We start from the raw sequence: 24,169 nt of genomic DNA, 5'->3' as shown, positions 1-24,169 counted from the left end.
CGCACGCACCCCCTCAGGGGCGCGGGGAACGGCGCGACCGGCCCGTGGGGGACGCGCGTCACGATGGGTGGACGGCCACCACTACCGCCGGGCCCGCCGCAGGCGAGACCGCCGCGGACACCCGCACCGCCCCCGCCCGAGCCACCCTCCCCGCCCACCCCGCGGAAGCGAGAAGCAGCGGCTGGAGCCGTTCGAGCCCGGAGACCACCACCTCCTCCCCCGCGATCAGCAACGGCCGCCCCGCCCGGAACCCGGCGGCAGCCACCTCCGTGAGGTCGGCCAGCGGCGGCAGCACCGCGCGGACCGCCCCCGCCCCCGCCACGGCCGCCCGCTCCGCCAACGCCACCTGCACGGGCAGCAGCGGAGCCAGCGCCGACGTCAACGCGTCCGCGACCCGCCGTAGTTCGGGCGACGAGTCCCGCAGCACGTCCGCCGCCGCGCGGATCACCGGCGCGAGCACCAGCAGCGTCCCGGCCGCCACCCCCGCCGCCGCGGGCAGCAGCGGCGACGTGGCGTCCACCAGCTCCCCCAGCGCCTCCGCGGCCTCCTCCACCGCGGGCTCCACCGCGTCGAGGAGCGGCAGCAGGCTGTCCCCGAGCGCGGTGAGCAGCGCCCGCGCCGGCTCGCTGACCGGGTGGACGGCGAGCGGCGCCCCGCTCGTCCCCAGCCGCGTCAGCGTGTCCACGATCCGGTAGAACGCCTCCTGCGCCTCGGGCGACGCACTCGCCTCGGCCAGTTCGGCGGTCGTCTCACGCAGCACCCGCAGTACCTCCGCGCCCGAACCGTCCCTCGGGTCGAAGGTGTTGACGGCGATGCGGGTGAGGTTCCCCGCGGTGTCCAGGAGCTGGCCGGTGATGTCGGTCGTGCTGCGCGCGATACGCGCGACGTCGTCCCTGCTGGGGAGCGACGGAATCGTTGCCATGGGCTGCTCTCCTCGCCTCACGCGCGCGTGCTGCCGGGTGCCTGCCGGGTTGCCGGGGCCACACCCAGGATGCCCCCTCCGATCGGCCGGGGACCCCGCGTCCGCCCCATTGGTTACGGCAACGCCCCCTTGTTGCACGAGAGACGAACAGGTAGACCTCCCGTACCGAAGTGACCCCCGTCAGGCCCTCTCCGTGGAGGTACACGTGCGCCTACCGAGACCCGTCCTGATCGCCACGGCCACCGCCACCGCGGCGGCCGCGCTCCTGCTCACCCCGAACGGCGCCGTCGCCGACCCGACGCCCGGCCCCGGCCCCGGCCCCGAGGCTCCGGTCCGCGAGGGATCCGGTCCCTACGGCGGCCTCTCCGGCGGTGCCGCGAAGGCACCCGAGAGCGCCACCGATCGCGCCCTGACCGCCCCGGTCACCGAACTCACCCCCGGCTCGGGGTCCGTACGGGGCTATCCGCGCGAGCAGGTCCTCACCCCGGACCCGGAGGACCCTGCGGACAAGTCCGTCAAGCTGGGCCTCACCCCGTATCACGCCATCTCCCCGAAGCTGAACGCCCTGCAGCGGATCGGCGACCGAGTGAGCGTGGAGGTCGCGGGCCGGTCGGCCGGCGGCCATCGGCTCTATCTGGTCACCGTCACCGCGCCCGAGTCGGCCGGGCAGGCGCGCGCCCAGGAGCGTATGCGCGAGCTGATCGAGAACGCGCCCGTCGCCGCCGCCAAGGACCCCGCCGTCAAGCGTGACTACAAGACGCCGGTCTTCTTCAACAACAACATCCACGGCAACGAGTGGGAGGGCACGGACGCCTCCCTCAAGCTGATCGAGAAGCTCGCCACGGCGAAGGACGGGGCCACCGCCGACCTCCTCGCCCACAACCGCGTGTACTTCAACGTCACCGCGAACCCTGACGGCCGTATCGCCGGCACCCGCGCGAACGCCAACGGCTTCGACCTGAACCGCGACTTCGTGACCGCCTCGCAGCCCGAGGTACGGGCGATGCGGCAGATCGCGATCGACAAGCAGCCCGCGCTCATGGTCGACCTGCACGGTTACGTCAACGGCACGCTCATCGAGCCGACGACTCCCCCGCACGGTGAGAACTACGAGTACGACCTCTTCCTGAAGAACACCTACGCCAACGCGCTCGGCATGGAGGCCGCCGTCAACGGCCTCGGATACACCCCCGGGGCTGACGGCGTCGAGCCCGCGCAGATTCCCTTCCGCGACCAGGAGGAGGGCTGGGACGACTGGCCGCCGATCTTCACCCCGCAGTACATGCCGTTCCACGGCACGGTCGCCGCGCACACGGTCGAGTTCCCGATGGCGGTGAACAACGAGGAGTACGACGAACTGCCCGTCACCGAGCTGCGCCGCCGCTCGGCGATCAACGTGGCCATCGCGGGCGCGGCGATGCGCGCCAGCCTCGACTACGCCCGCACGCACCGCGGTTCGCTCGTCGCCGACCAGATCGAGGTCTTCCGCCGGAGCGTGACGGGCGCCGCGCAGGTCCCCGTCTCGCCGGAGACCGTGCCGGGCGTCCCCGGCATCGGCCCGGAGGACGTCTACACGACGGACTTCCCCCGCGCGTACGTGATTCCGGCGGGCGCCGACGCCCAGCGCTCGGCCCCGGCCGCGGCCCGGCTCGTCGACCACCTGCTCGCCAACGACGTTCAGGTCCGGCAGGCCACAAGGGACTTCAGGCTCGGCGGGAAGGCGTACGCGAAGGGTTCGTACGTCGTCGACCTGCGGCAGCCGAAGCGCGGCATGGCCAATGTGATGCTGGCGGACGGCCGGGACATCAGCGACAAGGTGTCGGTGATGTACGACATCTCCGGCTGGAGCCTCGGCCGGCTGTGGGGGGCGACCGTCGACACCGTACGGACCGCGAAGCTCGCCGTGCCGGACCGCGCGGTGCACGCCGCCTCGAAGGTCGGGTACGTGGCACCGCGCGGCACACTGCGGCTGCGTCTCGACGACGCCCGCGAGATCGCCGCCCTCAACTCCCTGCTGGCGGACGGTGTTCCGGTACGCCGGGCGGCCGACGGCAGTGCGATCGTGCCCGCGTCGGCCCGCGCGAGGGCCGCGGCGCTCGCGAGGACGTACGACGTGGCCTTCGACGCGACGAAGGCCGCCGGGGGCGCTCCGCTGCGGCGGGTCCGGGTCGCCGCGGCGGTCACGCCGGGAGAGCTGTTCGCCCTGCGGGAGATGAACTTCGACGTCGTCCCGGTGTCCACGGCGGTCCTCAACGCGGGCTTCGACTGGTCGCGGGCGGACGTCCTGTTCGCGTCCTCGGGACTGGACCCCGCCGACCTCGACGCGACCGCACGCACCGCCCTGGACGCCTTCCTGGCCCGCGCCGGGCTTGTGGGCCGCGGGGCCACCGGGGCGGCCGTCAACGCCGCCGCGGGGCTCCTCGCGGTCGAGCCGGTGGAGGGCAACCCGGACGCCAACGGCGTGGTCCGCGTGGTCAACTCGTCCGGCGGCGGGGTGACCGCGGGCGCGCCCGACCACAGTTTCGTCTACGCGCCGGTGTGGTTCACGGGACTCGGCGCCGGGGTGCGCGTGGAGCAGTCGTACGCGAGCGGCGCTCCGCTCGTCTCGGGCCACTGGCGTGCGCTGGAGGACGGCAGCGGCGGCCCCGCGCAGGCCGCGGGACGGGCTTCGGTGGTCAGCGGACCGCATGCCGTGCTGTTCGGCACGGAGCCGCTCTTCCGCGATCATCCGAAGGGTGAATTCCCCCAGGTGGCACGGGCCTTGCTGACCGTGTCCTGAGAGCAGAGAGTGAACAGGGAACACTGAGAACGGGGATCCGGAGATCCACAGGTCCCGGGATCCGGCGATACGAGGAGAGCACGGATGGCACAGGAGATCCACGGCACCGTCGCCGAAGGCTTCGAGGCGGTGCGCGAGGAGTTCGCGTCCGTCGTCGCCGCCGAACGCCCGGACTACGCGGGCCAGTTGAGCGCGTACGTGCGGGGGCGGCGGGTCGTCGATCTGTGGACCGGCGCGGACACCGACGGCGACACGCTGTTCGGGGTCTTCTCGTCCTCGAAGGGGGCGGCCCACCTGGTGGTCGCCCTGCTCGTGCAGGACGGCACGCTGGACCTGGACCGCGAAGTGGCCCATTACTGGCCGGAGTTCGCGGCGGAGGGCAAGTCCGCGGTGACCCTGCGGGAGCTGCTGGCGCACCGGGCGGGGCTGGTCGGGTCGGACGCGGGCTTCACCCTCGACGAGCTGGCCGACGACCGGGTGGTCGCCGAACGGCTCGCCGCCCAGCGGCCGTTCTGGCGGCCGGGCACGGCCTTCGGCTACCACGCGCTGGTGATCGGCGCACTCACGGGCGAGGTCGTACGACGGGTCACCGGCCGTACGCTCCAGGAGGTGTACGAGGAGCGGATCCGCGCGCCGCACGGGCTGGGCTTCTATCTGGGGCTGCCCGAGTCGGAGGAGCACCGGTACCTGTCGGTGCAGCCGATGACGCCGACGCCGCCGGAGCAGGCGCTGCTGGACGCGACGCCCCGGGGGCCGCACACGCTGGCCTCGATCGCGTTCAACGAGCATGTGCCGGGGGCTGTGCCGCTGGTGGACTTCCCCAACTCGCGTGCGGTGCGGGCCTCGGGGCAGGCGTCCGCGGGTGGGGTCGCCTCCGCGCGCGGGCTCGCCGGGATGTACGCGGCGGCGGTCGGTCTCGGCGGGCGGGCCGCCCTGCTCAAGCCGGACACGGTCGCCGAGGTGGGGCAGATCCACTCCGTGGGGTACGACCTGGTCGCGCGGGCGCACAAGTCGTACGGGCTGGGGTTCCAGGCCACGGCCGACATGTGGCATCCGTTCCTGGGGGCGGGGGCCTTCGGGCACAGTGGGGCCGGTGGGTCGCAGGGGTTCGCGGATCCCCGGGCGGGGTTGGCGTACGGGTACACGCGGCGGCGGATCGCGTTCCCGGGCGGCGCGGCGCCGGAGAACCAGCGGTTGGTTCTCGCCGTTCACTCGGCGGCACGCTCTTGAGCACGGCCTCGTGAACCGGGGGTTCAGCCCCCCCAATCGGCCGCGGCCCCAAAGACGAAAGGATTGCGCCGTTCCCCGCGCCCCTTCTTGGGGGCGCGGGGAACGGCGCAATCCTTTAGGGGCGCGGGGAACTGCGCGGGCGGCCCCCGCCGGGGAGGTCAGGTCAAGGTGACCGTGATGTTGTCGCGCGTCGCCTTGGAGTACGGGCACACCTCGTGCGCCTTCTCCAGCAGCGCCCGCGCCACCGCAGGGTCGACGTTCGGGATGTCCGCGGAGATCTCCACGATGATCCCGAACCCGTCGTCGTTCTTGCCGATACCGACCTTCGCCGTGACGGTCGACCCGGAGATGTCGGCGTTCTCCCGGCGGGCGACAACACCGAGCGCACCCTGGAAGCAGGCACTGTAGCCCGCCGCGAACAACTGCTCCGGGTTCGTGCCGGAGCCGCTCCCACCCATCTCCTTGGGCGGATTCACGACGACATCGAGCACGCCGTCATCGGTGGCGACCCGGCCGTCACGGCCGTTCTCCGCGGTGGCCACGGCGGTGTACAGGACATCGGAAGGTCGGATTGCGGAGCTGGACATACGGTGTGTTCCTCCTTGGTCCGCCGCGACTCGCGCCCACGATTCACGACAGCTTCGGAAAGAAATTACCGCATGACGGAAGGGTGGCAGAAGCCCCTGCCACCGAAAGTCATGTCGACTCAGAGCGTGACGATCATCTTCCCGGTGTTGTCGCCGCGCAGAACCCCGAGGAACGCCTCCAGGTTGTTCTCGATGCCCTCGACGACCGTCTCGCGGTACTTGAGCTCGCCGGACGCGACCCAGGGGCCGACCTCCTGGACGAACTGCGGCTGCAGGTCGTAGTGGTCGCCGACGAGCAGGCCCTGGATACGGCCGCGGGTGGCGATGAGGCGGGCGAGGTTCTTCGGGCCGGGAGCGGGCTCCGTGTTGTTGTAGACGGAGATCATTCCGCAGATGGCGATCCGGCCGTGCAGGTTGAGGGAGCCGATGGCCGCCTCCAGGTGGTCACCGCCGACGTTGTCGAAGTAGACGTCGACCCCGTCCGGGGCGGCCTTTCTGAGCTGCTCGCCCACGGGGCCGCTCTTGTAGTTGAAGGCGGCGTCGAAGCCGTACTCCTCCACGAGCAGCTTGACCTTCTCGTCGGAGCCGGCGGAGCCGATGACCCGCGAGGCGCCCTTGAGCTTGGCGATCTGGCCGACCTGGCTGCCGACGGCGCCGGCCGCACCGGACACGAAGACGGAGTCGCCCTCCTTGAAGGAGGCGGTGCGCAGCAGGCCCGCGTACGCCGTGAGGCCGGTCATGCCGAGGACACCGAGGTACGTGGTCAGGGGCGCGGCCTCGGCGTCCACCTTGACGGCCTGCTTGGCGTCGAAGACGGCGTACTCGCGCCAGCCGAAGTGGTGCAGGACGTGGTCGCCGACGGAGACACCCGCGGCGTTCGACGCGACGACCTCGCCGACCGCGCCGCCCTGCATGACCTTGCCCAGTTCGAAGGGGGCGACGTACGACTTGGCGGCGCTCATACGGCCGCGCATGTACGGGTCCACGGAGAGGTGCTTGTTGCGCACGACGATCTGGTCCGGGCCGGGCTGCTTCAGGTCGGCCTCGACGAGGGCGAAGTCCTCGGGCTTCGGCACGCCGACCGGGCGGCTCACGAGGTGCCATTCGCGGTTCGTGGTGGGGAGCTCGGATGTGTCGGTCATGGAGGGCGCCTTTCCTGGTGCAACGGGTTCCACACATGAGAATGCTTCAGTATGTGAAACAACCATGCTCCTGAATATTTCATGATGTCAAGTAACCGGGTAGCCTGTCGGTCATGGCCACACAGAAGACTCCCTCGTTCGACCCACTGACTCTTGAGGTCGTCGACCTCATCGGCACGGTCGTGGCCCGTTACCACGAGGAGTACGAGGACGCGGCGGCGGAGCACGCGCTGACGGGGGCGCAGGCGCGGCTGCTGAGCCTGCTCTCGCTGGAGCCGCTGCCGATGCGGCGGCTGGCCCAGAAGCTCAAGTGCGAGCCGTCGAACGTGACCGGGATCGTGGACCGGCTGGAGGCGCGGGGACTGGCGGAGCGGCGACCGGATCCGTCCGACCGGCGGGTGAAGCTGGCCGCGGTGACGGAGGAGGGGCGGGCTGTCGCCCGGAGCCTGCGGTTGTCCCTTCGGTTCGCCCGGGAGCCGTTGGCCGGGCTGTCGCGGGAGGAGCGGATGGCTTTGCGGGGCCTGCTGCTGCGCATGCTGGACGGGCCCACCGGGGTGGGGGACGGCCCCGTCGCCGAATGACCTGCGGCCCGGTGGGGGCCGGCCGCGCCGTCCCCCGCGCCCCTAAAAACAAAAGATTGCGCCGTTCCCCGCACCCCTGAAGGGCCCCGCCCCCTAGGGGCGCGGGGAACTGCGCGGCCAACCCCCACCGGCCCGCACCCGGCGAACCGGCCTCAGGCCCCACCGCCAGGGGCGCGGGGAACTGCGCGACAAGCCCCCGCCGGCCCGCACCCTACAAACCAGCCACCCCGCGGCCAGCGGCTACGTGCACCACCACAAGAAGCGGTCGCACGACTCCGTCGGGCTCGGTTCCGGGTCGTCGGAGCCCGGGTCCTCCGTCGTGGGGTCGGGATCGGGCGTACCGGGATCCGACGCCTCGGGAGCGCCGGGGTCCGACGACCCCGGGGCCGGCGCGGAGGACGTCGGATCGACCGTCGCCGACGCCGAACCGGCCGATTCCGTACCCTCGTCGTCCTTCTTGTCCTTGCCGTCCTTCTTGGCCTTGTCCTTCTCGGAGTCCTTGGACTTCTTCGACTCGGAGGCGGAGGGCGAGGCTCCCGGAGACCCGGCGCCGCCCCCGCCGGACGCCGCCGACCCGTCCGCGGAGGCCGAGGACCCGGCCGACGGCTTCTCCTCGGCCGACGCCTTCGGCTCGGAGGAGGGCGCCTCGATGCCCAGTTCGGCGAGGCTCAGCCCGCCGGCCGCGAGCAGCAGCCCCGCAGCCACGAGGAGCACCCGCTTGCGCCGCCGCCGGTGCAACGCGGCCTTCCGGTCGCGCCGGTTCGCGCGCACCCCGCGGCTCCCGCCGCGTCCACGCCGGGCCCGGCGCCCCGCGCCGCCCTCCGACTCGTCGCCGTCACCCTCGCCCGGCGGGTCGTCGCGCTCGTCGGCGCCCTCCCGCTCGTCCTGGGAGGCGGCGTACTCCCGGCAGGCTTCGGCCGATGTACCGCACCCCGGGCAAGCGAGGGCGCCATTGAGGTGCCGTTGGCACGGGAGGCAGTAGTCCATGACGCCGGAAGACTAAACTCCGCTCAGGTCACGTTCACAGCCGAAGCTGTGAAAGTTCTGTGCTGAACTGCCCGTTCGGGTGTGCCAGTTGAGGACAGGCCGGACCATTCCCCGCCTTCCTTCGCCATCGCGCCGAAACCGTTCTTCGTTCGACCCATTGACACTTACGCCGCCACATCCTTACTGTCTGGCCAGCATTTCGAACGTGTGACGAAATATCGAACAGAAGTAAAAAGCAGCCGCAGAGCACAAGGGGCAATTTCCGTGCGCATCACCGGAATCAGCACACACGTGGTCGGGACGCCATGGCGCAACCTGACCTATGTCCAGGTGCACACCGACGAGGGCATCACCGGAGTCGGCGAGACCCGCATGCTGGGGCACACCGACGCGCTGATCGGCTATCTGCGCGAGGCGCAGGCCAATCACATTCTCGGTTCCGACCCCTTCGCTGTCGAGGACCTCGTACGCCGCATGAAGTACGGCGACTACGGGCGCGCCGGCGAGATCGTGATGTCCGGTATCGCCGTGATCGAGATGGCGTGCTGGGACATCAAGGGCAAGGCCCTGGGCGTGCCCGTGTGGCAGCTGCTGGGCGGCAAGGTCACCGACCGCGTGAAGGCGTACGCGAACGGCTGGTACACCACGGAGCGCACTCCGGAGGCGTACCACAAGGCGGCTCAGGCGGTCGTCGCACGCGGGTACAAGGCGCTGAAGATCGACCCGTTCGGGACGGGGCACTTCGAGCTGGACCACGAGCAGTCGCTGTACTCGGTCTCGCTGATCGAGGCGGTCCGTGACGCGATCGGTCCGGACACCGAGCTGATGCTGGAGATGCACGGCCGCTTCTCGCCGGCGACGGCCATCCGGCTCGCCCGTGATCTCGCACCCTTCAAGCCCGCGTGGCTTGAGGAGCCGGTTCCGCCGGAGAACCTGAAGGCGCTGGAGAAGGTGGCGGCGAAGGTCGACATCCCGGTCGCGACGGGCGAGCGTATTCACGATCGCATCGAGTTCCGTGAGCTGTTCGAGAGCCAGGCCGTGGACATCATCCAGCCGGACGTCGGCCACCTCGGCGGCATCTGGGAGACCCGGAAGCTGGCGGCGACCGCCGAGGCCCACTACGTCCTCGTGGCGCCCCACAACGTGGGTGGCCCGGTCCTCACCGCCGCCTCCCTCCAGGTCGGCTTCAGCTCCCCGAACTTCAAGATCCTCGAACACTTCAACGACTTCGCCGACGCGGACATCAAGAAGATCGTCAAGGGTGCTCCGCAGGTCGTCGACGGCTACTTCGAGCTGTCGCACGAGCCCGGTCTCGGTGTCGAGCTGGACACCGACGCGGCGGCGGAGTTCCCGCAGCAGCAGGCGCGCTTCGACCTGTGGGCGGACGGCTGGGAGCAGCGCAAGCCGAAGGGCGCTTCCAAGTGACGGCGCCCGGCGCCGAGTTGTACAGGGGTCTGTGGCAGGCTGTGCCCAGCCGCCGGACGCCGCCGTCGTCGCGGGCCGCGGCGGCCCGAAGGGCGTACCGCCTCCTCGGGACCCCGACCCGCCCCACCGCCACGGAGCAGTCATGAGCGCCGCATCCCAGGCCGTCGTCATCGAGGGGCCGGGCGAGCACCGGCTGGCCCCCCACGAGCCCACGGCACCTTCCGCCGGCGAGGCCCTGGTACGGGTCCACGCGAGCGGGATCTGCGGCAGTGACCGCGAGGTGTTCCAGGGCAACCGCCCCGAGGGGTACGTCCGTTATCCGCTGACCCCGGGCCACGAGTGGTCCGGGACGGTCGAGGCGGTCGGCGGCGGGGTCCCCGAGGGTCTCGTGGGCCGCAAGGTGGTGGGCGAGGGGTTCCGCAACTGCCAGGTCTGCGACCGCTGCCACGAGGGCGAGACAACGTTGTGCACGGCCGGCTACGAGGAGACGGGCTTCACCCAGCCCGGCGCGATGGCCGGCACGCTCACGCTGCCCGCCCGGCTGCTGCACGTCCTCCCGGACGACGCCGACCTGACGGCGGCGGCGCTCCTGGAGCCCGCGGCCTGCATCGCGGCGGCGGCGCTGAAGGCGAACGCGCGGCCCGGTGAGCGGGTCGCGGTCGTCGGCACCGGCACGCTCGGCATGTTCGCCGTGCAGTTCCTGAAGGCGGGTTCGCCCTCGGAGCTGCTCGTGGTGGGCACCCGCCCGGACCGTGCGGAGCTGTCGAGGAAGTTCGGCGCCACCGACTTCCGTACCCGGGACCAGGAGCTGCCCGCCGACTTCGACGTGGTGATCGAGACCGCCGGTTCGGCGACCGCCGCGACCACCGCCGCCTCGCTGCTCAGGCGCGGCGGCCGACTGGTGCTCACGGGCATCCCGGCGGCGGGCGCGGAGGGTCTGGACCCCACGGACCTCGTCGTACGGCAGCTGGAGGTGCACACCGTGTTCGGGGCGCCGCCGGAGGCCTGGGCGCACACGGTACGGGTCTTCGGCGCGGGGCTTCTCGATCCGCTGCCGCTGGTGACACACGAACTTCCGTTGGACGAGTTCGCCCACGCCATCGAGCTTGTGGGGTCCGGCGATCCGAAGGTCGGCAAGGTGCTGCTGCGCCCCTGAGGGCCCGCGGTACCGGCCGGCCCCCGATCCGTGCGCCGGTGCGGAGACCTGACGCTCCGCACCGGCGTACATCCACCGACACGAACCATGTCCGACATATCGAACGAATACTTCGCCAGAGCTAAGGAAAGCTTGTGACCGACGCTTCTCCCAGAGCGGCCCGTCGACCCGGTGAGCAGGCGCTCGCCGCGCTCGGCCTGGGCGCCCCCGCCCTGTCCCCCGCCGACGCCTCACCGCACTCCTTCCCGGGAGGCGGCCGGTGGCGTACCGAGATCCCCTCCTGCGAGGGGCCCGAGGCGCTGGCCGTGGTCCTCAAGGAGGCCTCGCGGCTCGATGTGCCGATCCACCGGATCAGCCAGGGCAGCGGCGTCTGGATGCTGACCGACGCCGAGATCACCGAGATGGTCGACGCCACCGCCGAGCGGGACATCGAGCTGTGCCTCTTCACGGGTCCGCGCGGCACGTGGGACATCGGCGGCTCGACGCGTACGGACTCGCGGGGCGGCGGTACCAGGGCGCGTGGTCACGATGCGGTGGCGGGCTGTCTCGAAGACGCCGTACGCGCAACGGAGTTGGGCGTAAAGTGCCTCCTCGTGGCTGACGAGGGCGTGCTGTGGACTCTGCACAGGGCCCGTGTCGCCGGGATCATCCCGGCCGACACCACGCTCAAGGTCTCGGCGCTCATCGGTCCGGTCAACCCGGCGGCGTACGCCGTGTACGAGCAGCTCGGCGGAGACTCCATCAACGTGCCCAGCGATCTCACGCTGGACCACCTGACGGAGATCCGCAGGGTCAGCGCAGCCCCCATGGACATGTACATCGAGGCCCCCGACGATCTCGGCGGCTACGTGCGCATGTACGAGGTGGCCGAGCTGATCCGGCGCGGCGCACCGCTGTACCTGAAGTTCGGCCTGTCCAAGGCCCCCGGGATCTACCCGTACGGCCACCACATGAGGGACCTGACGCTGTCCACGGCACGGGAGAGGGTGCGGCGCGGCCGGCTCGCCCTGGACCTGCTGGCGCGGCACGGCGCGGACGGCGACATGGCGCCGCTCGGCTCGCGACTGCCCGGAACACTCCAACGGTTTGACATTCCCTCATAACGTTCCGACTACACCCCCTTCACAAAAGCCGACGCGGCCGAACACAATCCCACACATCTCCTCTCGGTCGTTCCTCGCTCCAACGCCCTACAACTGAAGACCGAGCCCCCGTCAGAGCATCAAGGAAGATGATCATGCGTAATCGCAAGGCAGCCCTCTCCGCCATAGCCGCGGCAGCCTCCCTCGCCCTCACCCTCTCCGCCTGCGGGCAGGACAGTGACGGCGGCAGTGAGGGCGACAAGGGAGACGCGAAGGGTTCCACCGTCGGCATCGCCATGCCGACCAAGTCCTCGGAGCGCTGGATCGCCGATGGCGCCAACGTGGAGAAGAACCTCAAGGCCGCCGGCTACAAGACCAAGCTGGCCTACGGTGAGGACGACCCGGACACGCAGGTCTCGCAGATCGAGAACATGATCACGCAGGGTGTCTCCGCGCTGATCATCGCTGCGATCGACAACAAGTCGCTCGACAACGTTCTGCAGCAGGCCAAGGAAGCCGACATCCCGGTCATCTCCTACGACCGCCTGATCCTCAACTCGCCGAACGTCGACTACTACGCGTCGTTCGACAACGAGAAGGTCGGCGAGCTCCAGGGCGGCTACATCGTCGAGAAGCTCGGTCTGAAGGACGGCTCGAAGAAGGGCCCGTTCAACGTCGAGCTCTTCGCCGGCTCCAACGACGACAACAACACCCAGTACTTCTTCAAGGGCGCGATGAACGCCCTGCAGCCGTACATCGACAAGAAGCAGCTGGTCGTCAAGTCCGGTCAGACGAAGCTCAACCAGGTCACCACCCTGCGCTGGGACGGCGGCACCGCCCAGAAGCGCATGGACGACCTGCTCACCTCGGCGTACAAGAGCGCCAAGGTCGACGCGGTGCTCTCGCCCTACGACGGCATCTCCATCGGCATCCTGTCCGCGCTCAAGTCGGACGACTACGGCAGCAAGAGCAAGCCGCTGCCCATCGTCACGGGCCAGGACGCCGAGGTCGCCTCGGTGAAGTCGATCATCGCCGGCCAGCAGACGCAGACCGTCTACAAGGACACCCGCAAGCTCGCCGAGGTGGCCGCGAACATGGTCGACTCCGTGCTGAAGGACAAGAAGCCGGAGACGAACGACACCAAGACGTACGACAACGGCGCGAAGGTCGTCCCCGCGTACCTGCTGGACCCGGTCAACGTCGACAAGTCGAACTACAAGGAAGTTGTCGTCGACTCGGGCTACATCAAGGAAAGCGACCTCAAGTAACAACCGCCGTTTTCTAAGGATTGGAAGGCACGACCATGGCGGGACCCGTCCTGGAAATGCGCTCGATCGTCAAGACCTTCCCCGGCGTCAAGGCGCTGTCGGACGTCTCTCTGAGCGTCCGGCCCGGCGAGGTCCACGCCATCTGCGGGGAGAACGGCGCCGGGAAGTCGACCCTCATGAAGGTCCTCTCCGGCGTCCACCCGCACGGGACGTACGAGGGCGACATCCTCTTCGAGGGTGAGCCCTGCACGTTCAAGGACATCAGGGCGAGCGAGCAGCACGGCATCGTGATCATCCACCAGGAGCTTGCCCTGGTGCCCTACCTCTCCATCGCGGAGAACATCTTCCTCGGCAACGAGCACGCCACGCGCGGGTTCATCAGCTGGACCGAGACGCTGAAGCACGCGACCGAACTGCTGCGGCGGGTCGGGCTCGACGAGCACCCCGACACCCGCGTCGCCGACATCGGCGTGGGCAAGCAGCAGCTCGTCGAGATCGCGAAGGCGCTGTCGAAGAAGGTGAAGCTGCTGATCCTCGACGAGCCGACGGCGGCTCTGAACGACGAGGACAGCGGCAAGCTCCTGGAGCTCATCCTGGGTCTCAAGGACCAGGGCATCACCTCGATCATCATCTCGCACAAGCTCAACGAGATCGAGACGGTCGCGGACTCGGTGACCATCCTGCGCGACGGGCGGTCCATCGAGACCCTCGACGTGAAGGCCGCGGAGACCACCGAGGACCGGATCATCAGCGGCATGGTCGGACGCGACCTCGACCACCGCTTCCCGGAACGCACCCCGCACGACACGGAGGTGGGCGCGGCTCCGGCCCTGGAGATCCGCAACTGGACCGTGCACCACCCGATCGACCAGCAGCGCAAGGTCGTCGACGACGTGTCGATCCAGGTGCGCCGCGGGGAGATCGTCGGTATCGCCGGGCTCATGGGCGCCGGGCGCACCGAGCTGGCGATGAGCGTCTTCGGGCGCACCTACGGCCGGTACGCGGGCGGCACCGTCCTCAAGGACGGCAAGGAGATCCGTACGAAGACCGTGTCGGACGCGGTCAAGCACGGCATCGCGTACGTGACCGAGGACCGCAAGCACTACGGCCTCAACCTCATCGACACCATCAACCGGAACATCTCGCTCAGCGCGCTGGGCAAGGTCGCCAAGGGCGGTGTCGTCGACGAGCACGCCGAGCGGCAGGTCTCCGAGGGCTTCCGCAAGTCGATGAACATCAAGGCGCCGACCGTCTTCGAGCCGGTGGGCAAGCTGTCGGGCGGCAACCAGCAGAAGGTCGTCCTCAGCAAGTGGATCTTCGCGGGTCCCGACGTGCTGATCCTGGACGAGCCGACCCGCGGCATCGACGTGGGCGCCAAGTTCGAGATCTACACGGTCATCGACAAACTGGCCGCCGAGGGCAAGGCGGTCGTCTTCATCTCCTCCGAGCTGCCCGAACTGCTCGGAATGTGCGACCGCATCTACACGATGTCCGCCGGGCGGCTGACCGGTGAGGTCCAGCGGGCCGAGGCCACGCAGGAAGTGCTGATGCGCCAGATGACGAAGGACAAGAGGTAAGACCGATGAGCACGAATGTGACCGCCAAGTCCCCCGCGCCGGCCCCCGCCGGCAAGGGCGGCTCGACAGGCGGCGGCGACGGCCTGCTGCAGCTGATGGTCGACGGCATGCGCCGCAACATGCGGCAGTACGGCATGCTGATCGCGCTGGGCCTGATCGTGGTGCTGTTCGCGGTGTGGACCGACGGCGACCTGCTGCTCCCGCGCAACGTCTCCAACCTGGTGCTGCAGAACAGCTACATCCTGATCCTCGCGATCGGCATGATGCTCGTCATCATCGCGGGCCACATCGACCTGTCGGTCGGCTCGCTCACCGCCTTCGTGGGCGCGGTGGCGGCCGTGCTGATGGTCAAGCACGACCTCGACTGGCCGATCGCCGTGGTGCTGTGCCTGCTCCTGGGCGCCGCCGCGGGAGCCGCGCAAGGCTTCTTCATCGCGTATCTCGGCATACCGTCCTTCATCGTCACCCTGGCGGGAATGCTGACCTTCCGCGGTCTGACGGAGATCTTCCTGGAGGGCCAGACGCTCGGCCCGTTCCCCGAGGGTCTGCAGAAGGTCTCCAACGGCTTCCTCCCCGAGGTCGGCCCGGACACCAACTACCACAACCTCACGCTGCTGCTCGGCTTCGCCGTGATCGCGTTCATCGTGCTGCAGGAGTTCCGTGACCGCAGGCGGCAGCAGGAGTTCGCGCTCGACGTGCCGCCGTTCAAGCTGTTCCTGCTGAAGATCGTGGCCCTGGCCGCCGCGGTGCTCACGGTGACGATGATGCTCGCCAGCTACAAGGGCGCGCCGGTGGTGCTGATCATCCTCGGCGTCCTCGTCGTCGGCTTCGGCTACGTGATGCGCAACGCCGTCATCGGCCGCCACATCTACGCGATCGGCGGCAACCTGCCCGCCGCGAAGCTCTCCGGTGTGCGGGACAAGAAGGTCACCTTCCTGGTCTTCCTCAACATGGGCATGCTCGCGGCGCTCGCCGGTCTGGTCTTCGCGGCCCGCTTCAACGCGGCCTCGCCCAAGGCCGGTGTGAACTTCGAACTGGAGGCGATCGCCGCGTCGTTCATCGGCGGCGCGTCGATGAGCGGCGGTGTGGGCACCGTCCTCGGCGCGATCATCGGTGGTGTCGTGCTGGGTGTCCTCAACAACGGCATGAACCTCGTCGGCGTCGGCAGCGACTGGCAGCAGGTCATCAAGGGCCTGGTGCTGCTCCTGGCGGTCGGCTTCGACGTCTGGAACAAGCGCAAGGTCGGCTCGTAACGTGCAGGTGGGGCCCCGTGGACGTACCGTCCACGGGGCCCCATTTTTCTTTGTGCTTTTCTTTGTGCGCGACAGGAAAAGCACACGTCGCAGGAACAGTCCACGTCTCGGGAAGATCAGGAACCGGTGAAAGAACTCTTTGGCGAACTCGCCGACGGAACGAAGGTCCACCGCTGGTCGCTTGAGAACGGCGGCACGCGGCTGAAGGTCCTCAGTTACGGCGGCATCGTCCAGTCCCTGGAACTCCCCGACCGCGACGGCGGGTACACCAACGTCTCGCTCGGTTTCGACACCGTCGAGGCGTACGAGACGTCCAGCCCCTACTTCGGCGCGATCATCGGCCGCTACGGCAACCGCATCGCCAAGGGCCGGTTCGCCCTCGACGGTGAGGACTTCCGGCTGCCCGTCAACGACGGCGGCCACAACCTGCACGGCGGGCCCGAGGGCTTCGACCGGCGCATCTGGGACGTGGAGGGTTACGAGTCCGGCTCCGACGTGGGCCTGGTCCTGCGCCGCACCAGCCCCGACGGCGAGATGGGCTACCCCGGCACGCTGACCACGAAGGTCACCTACACCCTCACCGGGCAGGGCGACTGGCGGGTCGACTACGAGGCGACCACCGACCGGGCCACCGTCGTCAACCTCACCAACCACGTGTACTGGAACCTGGCCGGCGAGGGCAGCGGCTCCGTCCACGACCATGTGCTGACGGTCGCCGCGTCCCGCTACACGCCGGTCGACGCCGGGCTCGTCCCCACCGGGGAGCTCGCCGAGGTCGCGGGCACCGCCTTCGACTTCCGTACGCCGAAGACGCTCGGGGCGGACCTGCGGCGGGACGATCCGCAACTGCTGTACGCCAAGGGCATCGACCACAACATGGTCCTGGACAAGGGACTCACGGCGCGCCCCGAGCACATCGCGCACCTCAGGGAGCCGGTCTCCGGCCGCACCCTGAAGATCGCGACGACCGAGCCGGGCATGCAGCTCTACACCGGAAACTTCCTGGACGGAGACCTCGTCGGACCCGGCGGCCGGGTCTACCGGCAGGGCGACGCGGTGTGCCTGGAGACCCAGCACTTCCCCGACTCGCCGAACCGCCCGGAGTTCCCCTCGACCGTTCTCAGGCCCGGCGGGACGTACCGGTCGACGACGGTCCATTCGTTCAACATGTGACCACTCTTCACAGGTGGTTCACAACTTCCACATCGATTCACAGTCGTTGAACAGGGGCACACAGGCGCACGTACTTAGAGGCGGCCCGGGTATCCCCGCTCGGGCCGCCGCCCGCGTACCCGCTCGGGCCGCCCCTCAAGGACGGAGGGTCCATGGCCGACAATGTCACCTCGCTGTTCCGCACCGGCGCGCACAGCCCCTCGATGGCCGCGCTGGCACGAGAGAGCGGGGAGGCGGGTCCGGTGGACTTCTGTATCCCGTGCAATCCGTACTTTCCCTCGCCGAGGATGATGGACGAGCTGACCAGCCGGCTGCGCGACATCATCACGTACTACCCGAGCAGCGCCGACACCATCACCGCCGAGCTGTGCAACCTGCTGCAACTTCCCCCGCAGTGCGTGGCGATGGGCAACGGCTCGACGGAACTGATCACCTGGATCGACCATCTGCTGGTCCGGGAGTCGCTCGCCATCCCCGTCCCCACCTTCGGCCGCTGGACCGACCAGCCGCTGGAGACCGGCAAGCGCGTCGACATGTTCCCGCTCCAGGAGAGCAACGGCTTCGCCCTCGACCCGGCGCAGTACATCCAGTTCATCCGCTCCAGGGGCACCCGCGCGGCCGTCATCTGCAACCCGAACAACCCCGACGGCGGCTTCCTCCCCAAGCAGACGATCCTGGCCTTCTGCGACGCGCTCGCCGACCTCGACCTGATCGTCATCGACGAGTCGTTCCTGGAGTTCGCCGACGCGGAGAACGAGCCGAGCATCGTCGAGGAGGCGGTGATGCGCCCCAACGTCATCGTGCTGCGCAGCCTCGGCAAGAACTTCGGTCTGCATGGCGTGCGGTTCGGCTACATGGTGGCCAACCCGGGCCTGGCGGGCAAGATCCGCTCGATGCTGCCGAAGTGGAACCTGAACGCCTTCGCGGAGACCGTGGTCTTCATGCTCAAGGACTACGGGGCCGAGTACGTGGAGAGCCTGCACATGGTGCGCCGCGACCGGCTCGACATGGCGCGCCAGCTCTCCACGCTGCCCGGCCTCACGGTCTACCCCTCGCAGGGCAACTTCCTCTTCGTGCGCCTCCCCGTGGGCGCCGAGGGCACCGTGGTCCGGGACCGACTGCTCACCGAGCACCGGATCCTGGTCCGCGAGTGCGGCAACAAGATCGGCTCGTCCAGTCGCTTCGTGCGGCTCGTGGTACGCCCGCAGGAGGACGTGCGCCGCCTGGTGGTCGGCCTGGAGTCGGTGCTCTACGGAACCACCCGGCGGGGTGCCGCGGTGCCCGAACTGAGCCAGGGGACCGGCTACAGCTCGGGTACGGCGGCGGTCGACCGGCTCGTCGGTTCGACCAACGGGCACGGCTATCCGGGGCTCGCGGGCGCGGCGAACGGAATGGTGCCCCAGCCCCAGCCTCAGCAGATGCCCCAGCAGGTGCCGCAGCAACTGCCTCAGCAGCCGCAGCCGCTCGTGGCGGCGGCCAACGGCATGGTCGGGCAGCCGCAGCCGTTGACCGCGGCGCAGACGCGGGGCACCACGGGGATGCCGGGTGGGCTGACCGCCGTGGCGGCTCAGGGGCAGCCGCAGTATCCGCAGCAGGGGTTCCCCCCACAGCCCCAGGCGATGCCGCAGCCGCAGCCGGTGCCTCAGCAGCAGCCCGGTGGCTGGCCCAACACGCCGGGCTCGTCCAACGGAGCGGGGTGGCCTGCGGCCGGCGGGGTGAACCGGGTCGGCTGAGGCCGGTGGGGCTCCCGTAAAGGATTGCGCCGTTCCCCGCGCCCCTGGAGTACCGCGGCGTTGTGCGCACCGCTCAAAGACTGCGCCGTTCCCCGCGCCCCTTAAAGCACCGCGGCGCTGTGCGTGCCGCTCAAAGACTGCGCCGTTCCCAGCGCCCCTGGGTGCCTGGGGCGCGGGGGTTTTTAGGGGCGCGGGGAACGGCGCAGTCTTTCAGGGGCGCGGGGAACTGCGCGGCCGGCCCGCAGGTGACGAACCGGCGCGGGGCTTTTAGGGGCGCGGGGAACGGCGCGATCCTGTAGCGCACCCCCACCGGCCCGCAGCCGACGTACCGACCCCCACCGCTAGCCCGCGGTGAAGCGCCACTGCTGGCAGTTGTTGTTCAGCCAAGTCCACTGGCGGACGTCCGCCCCGTCGGCGGAGGAGCAGTCGGCGACATCCGCCACCTTCCCCGTCGCCTGGTTGACGATCCGGACGAACCCCCCGCCGGTGGTGAGGAACCGGAACCGCTGACAGGTGTTGTCGAGCCAGGCCCACTGCCGCAGATCCGCCCCGTCGGCGGAGGAGCAGTCCGCCGTGTCGAGCACCTTCCCGGACCCCACGTTCACCAGCCGGCTCGTGTCGTCGCCCCGGTCCTCCACCCGCCACTTCTGATGGCTGCCGCCGTTGCACGCGTACTGCTGCACATTGGCCCCGTCGGCGGTCGAACCACCGGCCACCTCAAGGCACTTGCCGCTGTTCCGGTTGGTCAGCGTGTACGTCGTGGACGTGCTCGACGGCTCCCCCGACGGCCCCGCCAGACTCGCCCCGAGCGCGACCGGCGCACCGAGGTTCGGCGACCCGTCGGAGTTCCACGTGAACTTCTGCGCCCGGGTCGTCCGCCCGTTGTCACAGCCGTCGCCCGCGCTGTCGTTGGCGTGGTAGACGATCCAACTCTCGCTGCCGTCAGGCGAGTTGAAGAACCCGTTGTGCCCGGGCCCGTACACCCCCGCGCTGTCGTTGCGCTGGAAGACCGGTGTGGACTTCTTCGTCCAGGAGGACGCGGAGAGCGGGTTGGAGCCGGTCAGGGTCAGCTGCCCGAGCTTGTAGTCGGGGGTCCAGCAGCCGCTCGCGGAGTAGATGATCCGCGTGACCCCGTTCCGCTGGAGCACTTCGGGCCCTTCGTTCACCGTCCCGCCCGACTTCTCCCAGTCGTACGTCGGCGTGGAGATCGTCGAGAAGGACCCGCTGAGCGTGTACGGGTTGGACATCGGCGCGATGACGAGGTTCTGCGTCCCGCCGCTCGCGCTGCCCAGCAGATACAGCTGCCCGTTCAGGTTCAGGACGCTCGGGTCCAGCATCCAGGCGCTGTTGAGCTGGTTCTTGTACGTGTACGGCCCCATCGGGTCGGACCCGGAGCTCTCCAGGACGTGGGTGCGCTGGGTCGGGTTGTAGTCGGCGATGTTCTGCCCGGCGACGAAGTACAGGTACCACTTGCCGCCGGAGTAGTAGAGCTCGGGCGCCCAGATGTTGCAGCAGCGCGAGGCCGCGTCGCCCTTCCACACCTGCACGCTGGGCGCGGTCGACAGCCCGCCCAGGGTCGGCGACTTGCGCATGGTGATGACGTCGGTCCAACTCGTCGTCACCAGGTAGTAGTTGCCGTCGTGGTACGAGATCCAGGGGTCGGCGCCCTTCACCGACTTGACCGGATTGGCGAACGTGGCCGCGCCCGCCGACGACTGCCCGAGCGACAGGGCCATCAGCAGCGCGGCGAGCAGGGTCAGTAGGCGACGGGCCATCCGGTGCTCCAGTTCAGGAGGTTGATACCGAGCTTGGGAGTGCCGTTGTCCTGGCCGTCGTAGTAGTGGTAGACGATCAGGTCGCCGTCCGAGTCCGCCATGATCGACTGACCGCCGGGGCCGATGTACCGGCCGTGCGACTCCAGCACCGGCGTGCCTCCGTTGTTCATCAGGGAGACGCCGTTCTTGTCGTAGTACGGCCCGGTGACGCTGGTGGCCCGGCCGACCTTGACCTTGTACGTGGAGCTGGTGCCGGCGCAGCAGGTGTCGTACGAGGCGAACAGGTAGTAGTAGCCGCCCCGCTTGACGATGTACGGCGCCTCGACGGCCTTGGTGCCGGTCGGGCGGGACGCGATCGAGTAGCGCGTGGTGTTGGTCGAGAGCTGTTTGCCGGTCGACGGGTTGATCTGGATCATTTTCAGCCCGGTCCACCAACTGCCGAAGGACAGCCACCACTTGCCGTCGCTGTCGACGAAGAGGTTGGGGTCGATGGCGTTGTAGTCGCTGGAGGTGGTGGACGTGTAGACCGTCCCGTAGTCGCTCCAGGAGCCCGGCAGCCCGGTCGTCGAACCGGCGAGACCGATGGCCGACCTGTTCGAGCCGAAGGTCGAGACGGCGTAGTACATCAGGTACTTGCCGCCCTGGTACGAGATGTCGGGCGCCCATGCCTCGGTCGCGTACGACGACCACCAGCCCGGCTTGGTGCCGAAGGCGTCGGAGCCCGCGCTGAAGGCGATCCGGTTGGCCGACGTCCTGTAACCGAGGCCGCCGCCGGTCGCGTACAGGAGGTACTGGCCGGACGAGGTGCGGATCATCGTCGGGTCGTGGACGACTGTCGAGCCGGTGACGGTGCCCGGGTTCGGGTACGCGGAGGCGGTGGTGGGGACGAGGGCGAGCAGGACCGCCGCGGGGAGGGCGAGGAGGGCGGTCCTGCGGCCCGTACGGCGGCCCTTGCTGTGAGAAGTCCTGCTGGAGGTGCGGCTCACGCGGATCCTCCTACGAGTGGGGGGAGTCGACGGGTGGAGAGAGTTGACGGGTGGAGAGAGTTGACGAGTGAGGGGTCCGTTCGAAACCACGGACATTGGTCATGACTTCGAACGGGATGAACCGGAACGTAGAATCGAACCCCTTGCGCGTCAACGGTTCGCACAGCCCCTCGCGCCCCGGTAATCATCGAAAGTTTTTCGGCGCCCCGGCTGTCTCACAAGAGACTTGACGTATCGTCACTTTGCCCAACCCACAGCGATTCGACAGATTCCGTTTCTACGGTGCCGTGTTCATGACAGACACATCGATCGGACGTCGAACCGTGCTCATCGCCACGGGCGCCACCGCGGCCACACTGGCCGTCGGTGCCACGCTCCCCGAGGCCTCCACCACGGCCCCCACTACGGCTGCCGACCAGCAGCCGGCCGCCGCCGCGGCCGTCTGCACCCTCACGAAGGAGATGACCGAAGGCCCCTACTACCTCGACGGACAACTCGTCCGCGCCGACATCCACGAGGACAAGACCGGCATTCCGCTGAAGCTCACGCTCACCGTCGTCGACGACGACACCTGTGCCCCGCTCGACAGCGCGCTGGTGGAGATCTGGCACTGCGACGCACTCGGCGAGTACTCCGGGTTCGTCGGCGGCAACGGACACGACGAGCCCGACAACGGCACCTTCCTGCGGGGCGGGGTGCTCACGGGCGCCGACGGCGTCGCGAAGATCACCACCATCTACCCGGGCTGGTACCGAGGGCGCTGCATCCACATCCACATCAAGGTGCACACCGACGTCACGCTGACCTCCGACGGCTCGTTCGAGGGCGGTCAGGAACTGCACACCGGGCAGCTGTTCTTCGACGAGGCCATCACCACGAGGGTGGCGGCGGTGCCGGTGTACGCGGCGAACACCGTGCCGCGGACCACGCTCGCGCAGGACGGGATCTATGACGACGGTGGTGCGGCCTCCGGGCTGCTGACCTTGACAGCGCTGGGCAGTTCGACGACGGCGGGGTACGCGGGTTCCTTGACGCTGGGCGTCGAGACCTCCTGATCGGCCACTCGTCGAGTGCGGGCCGGTGGGGGTCGCCCGCGCCGTTCCCCGCGCCCCTGAAAAGCAGGGCTGCGCCCCAGCTTTTCGCCCTCAGGGGCGCGGGGAACGGCGCGACAAGCCCCCACCGGCCCGCACCGAACACTCACCCCCGCCCACTACGGCTGAGCACCCGCATGCCCCGCGCGTCGACGACCCGTACCTGGAGCGAGCCGCACCCGCAACGGGTCCACACCGTGTGACCCCCGGCGGTGCCGTGCCGGGACACCACCTGGAACGGCTCCGCACGGTCCGGCCACCCGCAGTACGGGCAGGCCTCGACGGCGGGCGTGCGGTGCGCTGTCGCTGCGCTGGTCATGTGGGGGCTCCTTACGTAGTGGTTCGGCAGCGGGTGCGTGAGGGCCGATCGCTCCCCGCGCCCCCAGAAGCGGAAGACTCGGCACACCCCAGGGTGTACCGAGTGACCGTGTGCGTCCACGTTGACTTTCCGGACATAACCCTTAAGCCTGGGCTTCATGATTGATCTGCGGCGACTCCATGTCCTGCGCGCCGTCGAGCACTACGGCACGGTCACCGCGGCCGCCCGCGCCCTGCATCTGACGACCTCCGCCGCCTCGCAGCAGGTCCGCCAGCTCGCCCGTGAGCTGGGGGTCGACCTGCTGGAACCGCAGGGCCGCGGCGTACGGCTGACCCCCGCCGCGCGCAGCCTGATCACGCACGCCGACGCGATCCAGGCCCGCTGGGACCAGGCCGAGCTGGACCTGCGCGCCGACCACGACGATCCGGCCGGACTGCTGCGGGTGAGCGGTGTCCCGACGGCCGCCTCGGTACTGCTGGCCCCGATGGCGGCCCGGCTGCGCGCACGCCATCCCCGGCTTTCCGTACGCATCCAGGAGGCGGCCGTCCTGGAGGGCTTCGACCTGCTCTTCGAGGGCAGGGCCGACCTCGCGGTCGTCGAGGTGACCCCGCGCAACCCACCGCCCGGCGACGCCCGCTTCGACCAACGGCCGCTGCTGGACGATCCGTTCGACCTGGTCGTACCCGACACGCACCGGCTGGCGGGACGCGAGCTGATCGACCTCGCGGAGGCCGCGCGCGAGGACTGGATCGCGCCGGTCGCCGACAGCCCCTGCCGACCGCACGTGCTGTCCGCATGCGGCGCCGCGGGTTTCACCCCCGACGTCGTCCACCTGGCCATGGACTGGAACGTCATGGCCCACCTCGTCGCGCACGGCCTCGGGGTCGCCCTCGTCCCCCGGCTCGCCCATCTGCCTCCCCATCTGCCGATCACCCGCGTCCGCTGTACGGGCGACCCGCACCGCAAACTCCTCACCTGCACCCGCGCCGGGGGCCATGAGCGCCCGGCCGTCGCGGCGGCCCTGGCCGAACTCCGGGAACTGGCACCCACAGCGGTGGCGTGACCGTCACAGGGGGGCGCACTAGGGTGGCCCCCCTGTCGGA

General features: G+C 69.7%; 19 protein-coding genes and 1 pseudogene. 13 read left to right on the top strand and 7 right to left on the bottom strand.

What is annotated here, in order from left to right; all coding sequences use genetic code 11:
- Positions 1 to 58 precede the first annotated feature (58 nt).
- On the bottom strand, positions 59 to 922 hold the full coding sequence (locus OHS59_RS30665) for a hypothetical protein (RefSeq protein WP_328496583.1): 864 nt from the start codon (positions 920 to 922) through the stop codon (positions 59 to 61).
- Positions 923 to 1,127: 205 nt separating this feature from the next.
- Here OHS59_RS30665 and OHS59_RS30660 point away from each other — a divergent pair, with 205 nt between their 5' ends.
- Both OHS59_RS30660 and OHS59_RS30655 read left to right on the top strand, forming a co-directional pair.
- Complete coding sequence (locus OHS59_RS30660; protein WP_328496582.1) at positions 1,128 to 3,701, top strand: M14 family zinc carboxypeptidase; 2,574 nt, start codon at positions 1,128 to 1,130, stop codon at positions 3,699 to 3,701.
- Between the two features lie 84 nt (positions 3,702 to 3,785).
- Entirely contained in the window at positions 3,786 to 4,931 is a 1,146-nt protein-coding gene (locus tag OHS59_RS30655; RefSeq protein ID WP_328496581.1) for a serine hydrolase domain-containing protein, read from the top strand.
- 158 nt (positions 4,932 to 5,089) lie between these two features.
- Here the strand turns inward: OHS59_RS30655 and OHS59_RS30650 are convergent, their stop codons facing one another.
- Complete coding sequence (locus OHS59_RS30650; protein ID WP_328496580.1) at positions 5,090 to 5,518, bottom strand: organic hydroperoxide resistance protein; 429 nt, start codon at positions 5,516 to 5,518, stop codon at positions 5,090 to 5,092.
- Positions 5,519 to 5,637: 119 nt separating this feature from the next.
- Positions 5,638 to 6,660: an NADP-dependent oxidoreductase gene (locus OHS59_RS30645; RefSeq protein WP_328496579.1), complete on the bottom strand. Its 1,023-nt coding sequence runs from the start codon at positions 6,658 to 6,660 to the stop codon at positions 5,638 to 5,640.
- Between the two features lie 113 nt (positions 6,661 to 6,773).
- Here OHS59_RS30645 and OHS59_RS30640 point away from each other — a divergent pair, with 113 nt between their 5' ends.
- On the top strand, positions 6,774 to 7,241 hold the full coding sequence (locus OHS59_RS30640; protein ID WP_328496578.1) for a MarR family winged helix-turn-helix transcriptional regulator: 468 nt from the start codon (positions 6,774 to 6,776) through the stop codon (positions 7,239 to 7,241).
- 240 nt (positions 7,242 to 7,481) lie between these two features.
- On the opposite strand, the gene OHS59_RS30635 is transcribed toward OHS59_RS30640, so the two are convergent.
- Positions 7,482 to 8,228 carry an SCO2400 family protein gene (locus OHS59_RS30635; protein WP_328496577.1) on the bottom strand — a complete coding sequence of 249 codons (747 nt, stop codon included), beginning with the start codon at positions 8,226 to 8,228 and terminating at the stop codon, positions 7,482 to 7,484.
- A gap of 264 nt (positions 8,229 to 8,492) precedes the next feature.
- Here OHS59_RS30635 and OHS59_RS30630 point away from each other — a divergent pair, with 264 nt between their 5' ends.
- The 8 genes and pseudogenes from OHS59_RS30630 to OHS59_RS30595 all read left to right on the top strand — a co-directional run bounded on the left by OHS59_RS30630 (position 8,493) and on the right by OHS59_RS30595 (position 18,895).
- Complete coding sequence (locus tag OHS59_RS30630) at positions 8,493 to 9,653, top strand: mandelate racemase/muconate lactonizing enzyme family protein (RefSeq protein ID WP_328496576.1); 1,161 nt, start codon at positions 8,493 to 8,495, stop codon at positions 9,651 to 9,653.
- A 142-nt stretch (positions 9,654 to 9,795) separates the two neighbouring features.
- Positions 9,796 to 10,809 (top strand): zinc-dependent alcohol dehydrogenase, encoded by a 1,014-nt coding sequence (locus OHS59_RS30625; RefSeq protein ID WP_328496575.1) that lies wholly within the window; start codon positions 9,796 to 9,798, stop codon positions 10,807 to 10,809.
- A gap of 134 nt (positions 10,810 to 10,943) precedes the next feature.
- Positions 10,944 to 11,912 (top strand): hypothetical protein, encoded by a 969-nt coding sequence (locus OHS59_RS30620; RefSeq protein WP_328496574.1) that lies wholly within the window; start codon positions 10,944 to 10,946, stop codon positions 11,910 to 11,912.
- Between the two features lie 134 nt (positions 11,913 to 12,046).
- Positions 12,047 to 13,159: a multiple monosaccharide ABC transporter substrate-binding protein gene (gene chvE / locus OHS59_RS30615; protein WP_328496573.1), complete on the top strand. Its 1,113-nt coding sequence runs from the start codon at positions 12,047 to 12,049 to the stop codon at positions 13,157 to 13,159.
- Between the two features lie 35 nt (positions 13,160 to 13,194).
- Positions 13,195 to 14,736, top strand: coding sequence for a multiple monosaccharide ABC transporter ATP-binding protein (gene mmsA, locus OHS59_RS30610; protein WP_328496572.1), 1,542 nt, complete (start codon positions 13,195 to 13,197; stop codon positions 14,734 to 14,736).
- A gap of 5 nt (positions 14,737 to 14,741) precedes the next feature.
- A complete protein-coding gene (gene mmsB, locus OHS59_RS30605) occupies positions 14,742 to 15,989 on the top strand; it encodes a multiple monosaccharide ABC transporter permease (RefSeq protein WP_328496571.1) in 1,248 nt (415 codons plus the stop codon).
- A gap of 62 nt (positions 15,990 to 16,051) precedes the next feature.
- Positions 16,052 to 17,162: pseudogene (locus OHS59_RS30600) on the top strand (aldose epimerase family protein).
- A 152-nt stretch (positions 17,163 to 17,314) separates the two neighbouring features.
- On the top strand, positions 17,315 to 18,895 hold the full coding sequence (locus OHS59_RS30595) for a pyridoxal phosphate-dependent aminotransferase (protein ID WP_328496570.1): 1,581 nt from the start codon (positions 17,315 to 17,317) through the stop codon (positions 18,893 to 18,895).
- 341 nt (positions 18,896 to 19,236) lie between these two features.
- Here the strand turns inward: OHS59_RS30595 and OHS59_RS30590 are convergent, their stop codons facing one another.
- Both OHS59_RS30590 and OHS59_RS30585 read right to left on the bottom strand, forming a co-directional pair.
- A complete protein-coding gene (locus OHS59_RS30590) occupies positions 19,237 to 20,670 on the bottom strand; it encodes a family 43 glycosylhydrolase (RefSeq protein WP_328496569.1) in 1,434 nt (477 codons plus the stop codon).
- Complete coding sequence (locus tag OHS59_RS30585; RefSeq protein ID WP_328496568.1) at positions 20,652 to 21,656, bottom strand: arabinan endo-1,5-alpha-L-arabinosidase; 1,005 nt, start codon at positions 21,654 to 21,656, stop codon at positions 20,652 to 20,654. Before OHS59_RS30585 ends, OHS59_RS30590 begins: the two co-directional genes overlap by 19 nt.
- Before the next feature lie 293 nt (positions 21,657 to 21,949).
- Between OHS59_RS30585 and OHS59_RS30580 the strand changes: the two genes are divergently transcribed.
- Entirely contained in the window at positions 21,950 to 22,711 is a 762-nt protein-coding gene (locus tag OHS59_RS30580) for an intradiol ring-cleavage dioxygenase (protein WP_328496567.1), read from the top strand.
- 142 nt (positions 22,712 to 22,853) lie between these two features.
- Here the strand turns inward: OHS59_RS30580 and OHS59_RS30575 are convergent, their stop codons facing one another.
- On the bottom strand, positions 22,854 to 23,066 hold the full coding sequence (locus tag OHS59_RS30575; protein WP_328496566.1) for a hypothetical protein: 213 nt from the start codon (positions 23,064 to 23,066) through the stop codon (positions 22,854 to 22,856).
- A 157-nt stretch (positions 23,067 to 23,223) separates the two neighbouring features.
- Between OHS59_RS30575 and OHS59_RS30570 the strand changes: the two genes are divergently transcribed.
- On the top strand, positions 23,224 to 24,129 hold the full coding sequence (locus OHS59_RS30570) for a LysR family transcriptional regulator (protein WP_328496565.1): 906 nt from the start codon (positions 23,224 to 23,226) through the stop codon (positions 24,127 to 24,129).
- Positions 24,130 to 24,169: the final 40 nt, after the last annotated feature.

Source organism: Streptomyces sp. NBC_00414, from assembly GCF_036038375.1.
In the GTDB taxonomy this organism is placed as follows: Bacteria; Actinomycetota; Actinomycetes; order Streptomycetales; family Streptomycetaceae; genus Streptomyces.
The sequence above is the reverse complement of the archived record's forward strand: the minus strand, read 5'-3'. Positions and strand labels throughout refer to the sequence as shown.

What these genes read in the sequence shown, in the direction of transcription:
- OHS59_RS30665 (WP_328496583.1), bottom strand. Translation starts at nt 922, where the DNA reads ATGGCAACGATTCCGTCGCTCCCCAGCAGGGACGACGTCGCGCGTATC.
- OHS59_RS30655 (WP_328496581.1), top strand. Translation starts at nt 3,786, where the DNA reads ATGGCACAGGAGATCCACGGCACCGTCGCCGAAGGCTTCGAGGCGGTG.
- OHS59_RS30650 (WP_328496580.1), bottom strand. Translation starts at nt 5,518, where the DNA reads ATGTCCAGCTCCGCAATCCGACCTTCCGATGTCCTGTACACCGCCGTG.
- OHS59_RS30645 (WP_328496579.1), bottom strand. Translation starts at nt 6,660, where the DNA reads ATGACCGACACATCCGAGCTCCCCACCACGAACCGCGAATGGCACCTC.
- OHS59_RS30640 (WP_328496578.1), top strand. Translation starts at nt 6,774, where the DNA reads ATGGCCACACAGAAGACTCCCTCGTTCGACCCACTGACTCTTGAGGTC.
- OHS59_RS30635 (WP_328496577.1), bottom strand. Translation starts at nt 8,228, where the DNA reads ATGGACTACTGCCTCCCGTGCCAACGGCACCTCAATGGCGCCCTCGCT.
- OHS59_RS30625 (WP_328496575.1), top strand. Translation starts at nt 9,796, where the DNA reads ATGAGCGCCGCATCCCAGGCCGTCGTCATCGAGGGGCCGGGCGAGCAC.
- chvE (WP_328496573.1), top strand. Translation starts at nt 12,047, where the DNA reads ATGCGTAATCGCAAGGCAGCCCTCTCCGCCATAGCCGCGGCAGCCTCC.
- mmsA (WP_328496572.1), top strand. Translation starts at nt 13,195, where the DNA reads ATGGCGGGACCCGTCCTGGAAATGCGCTCGATCGTCAAGACCTTCCCC.
- mmsB (WP_328496571.1), top strand. Translation starts at nt 14,742, where the DNA reads ATGAGCACGAATGTGACCGCCAAGTCCCCCGCGCCGGCCCCCGCCGGC.
- OHS59_RS30595 (WP_328496570.1), top strand. Translation starts at nt 17,315, where the DNA reads ATGGCCGACAATGTCACCTCGCTGTTCCGCACCGGCGCGCACAGCCCC.
- OHS59_RS30590 (WP_328496569.1), bottom strand. Translation starts at nt 20,670, where the DNA reads ATGGCCCGTCGCCTACTGACCCTGCTCGCCGCGCTGCTGATGGCCCTG.
- OHS59_RS30580 (WP_328496567.1), top strand. Translation starts at nt 21,950, where the DNA reads ATGACAGACACATCGATCGGACGTCGAACCGTGCTCATCGCCACGGGC.
- OHS59_RS30575 (WP_328496566.1), bottom strand. Translation starts at nt 23,066, where the DNA reads ATGACCAGCGCAGCGACAGCGCACCGCACGCCCGCCGTCGAGGCCTGC.
- OHS59_RS30570 (WP_328496565.1), top strand. Translation starts at nt 23,224, where the DNA reads ATGATTGATCTGCGGCGACTCCATGTCCTGCGCGCCGTCGAGCACTAC.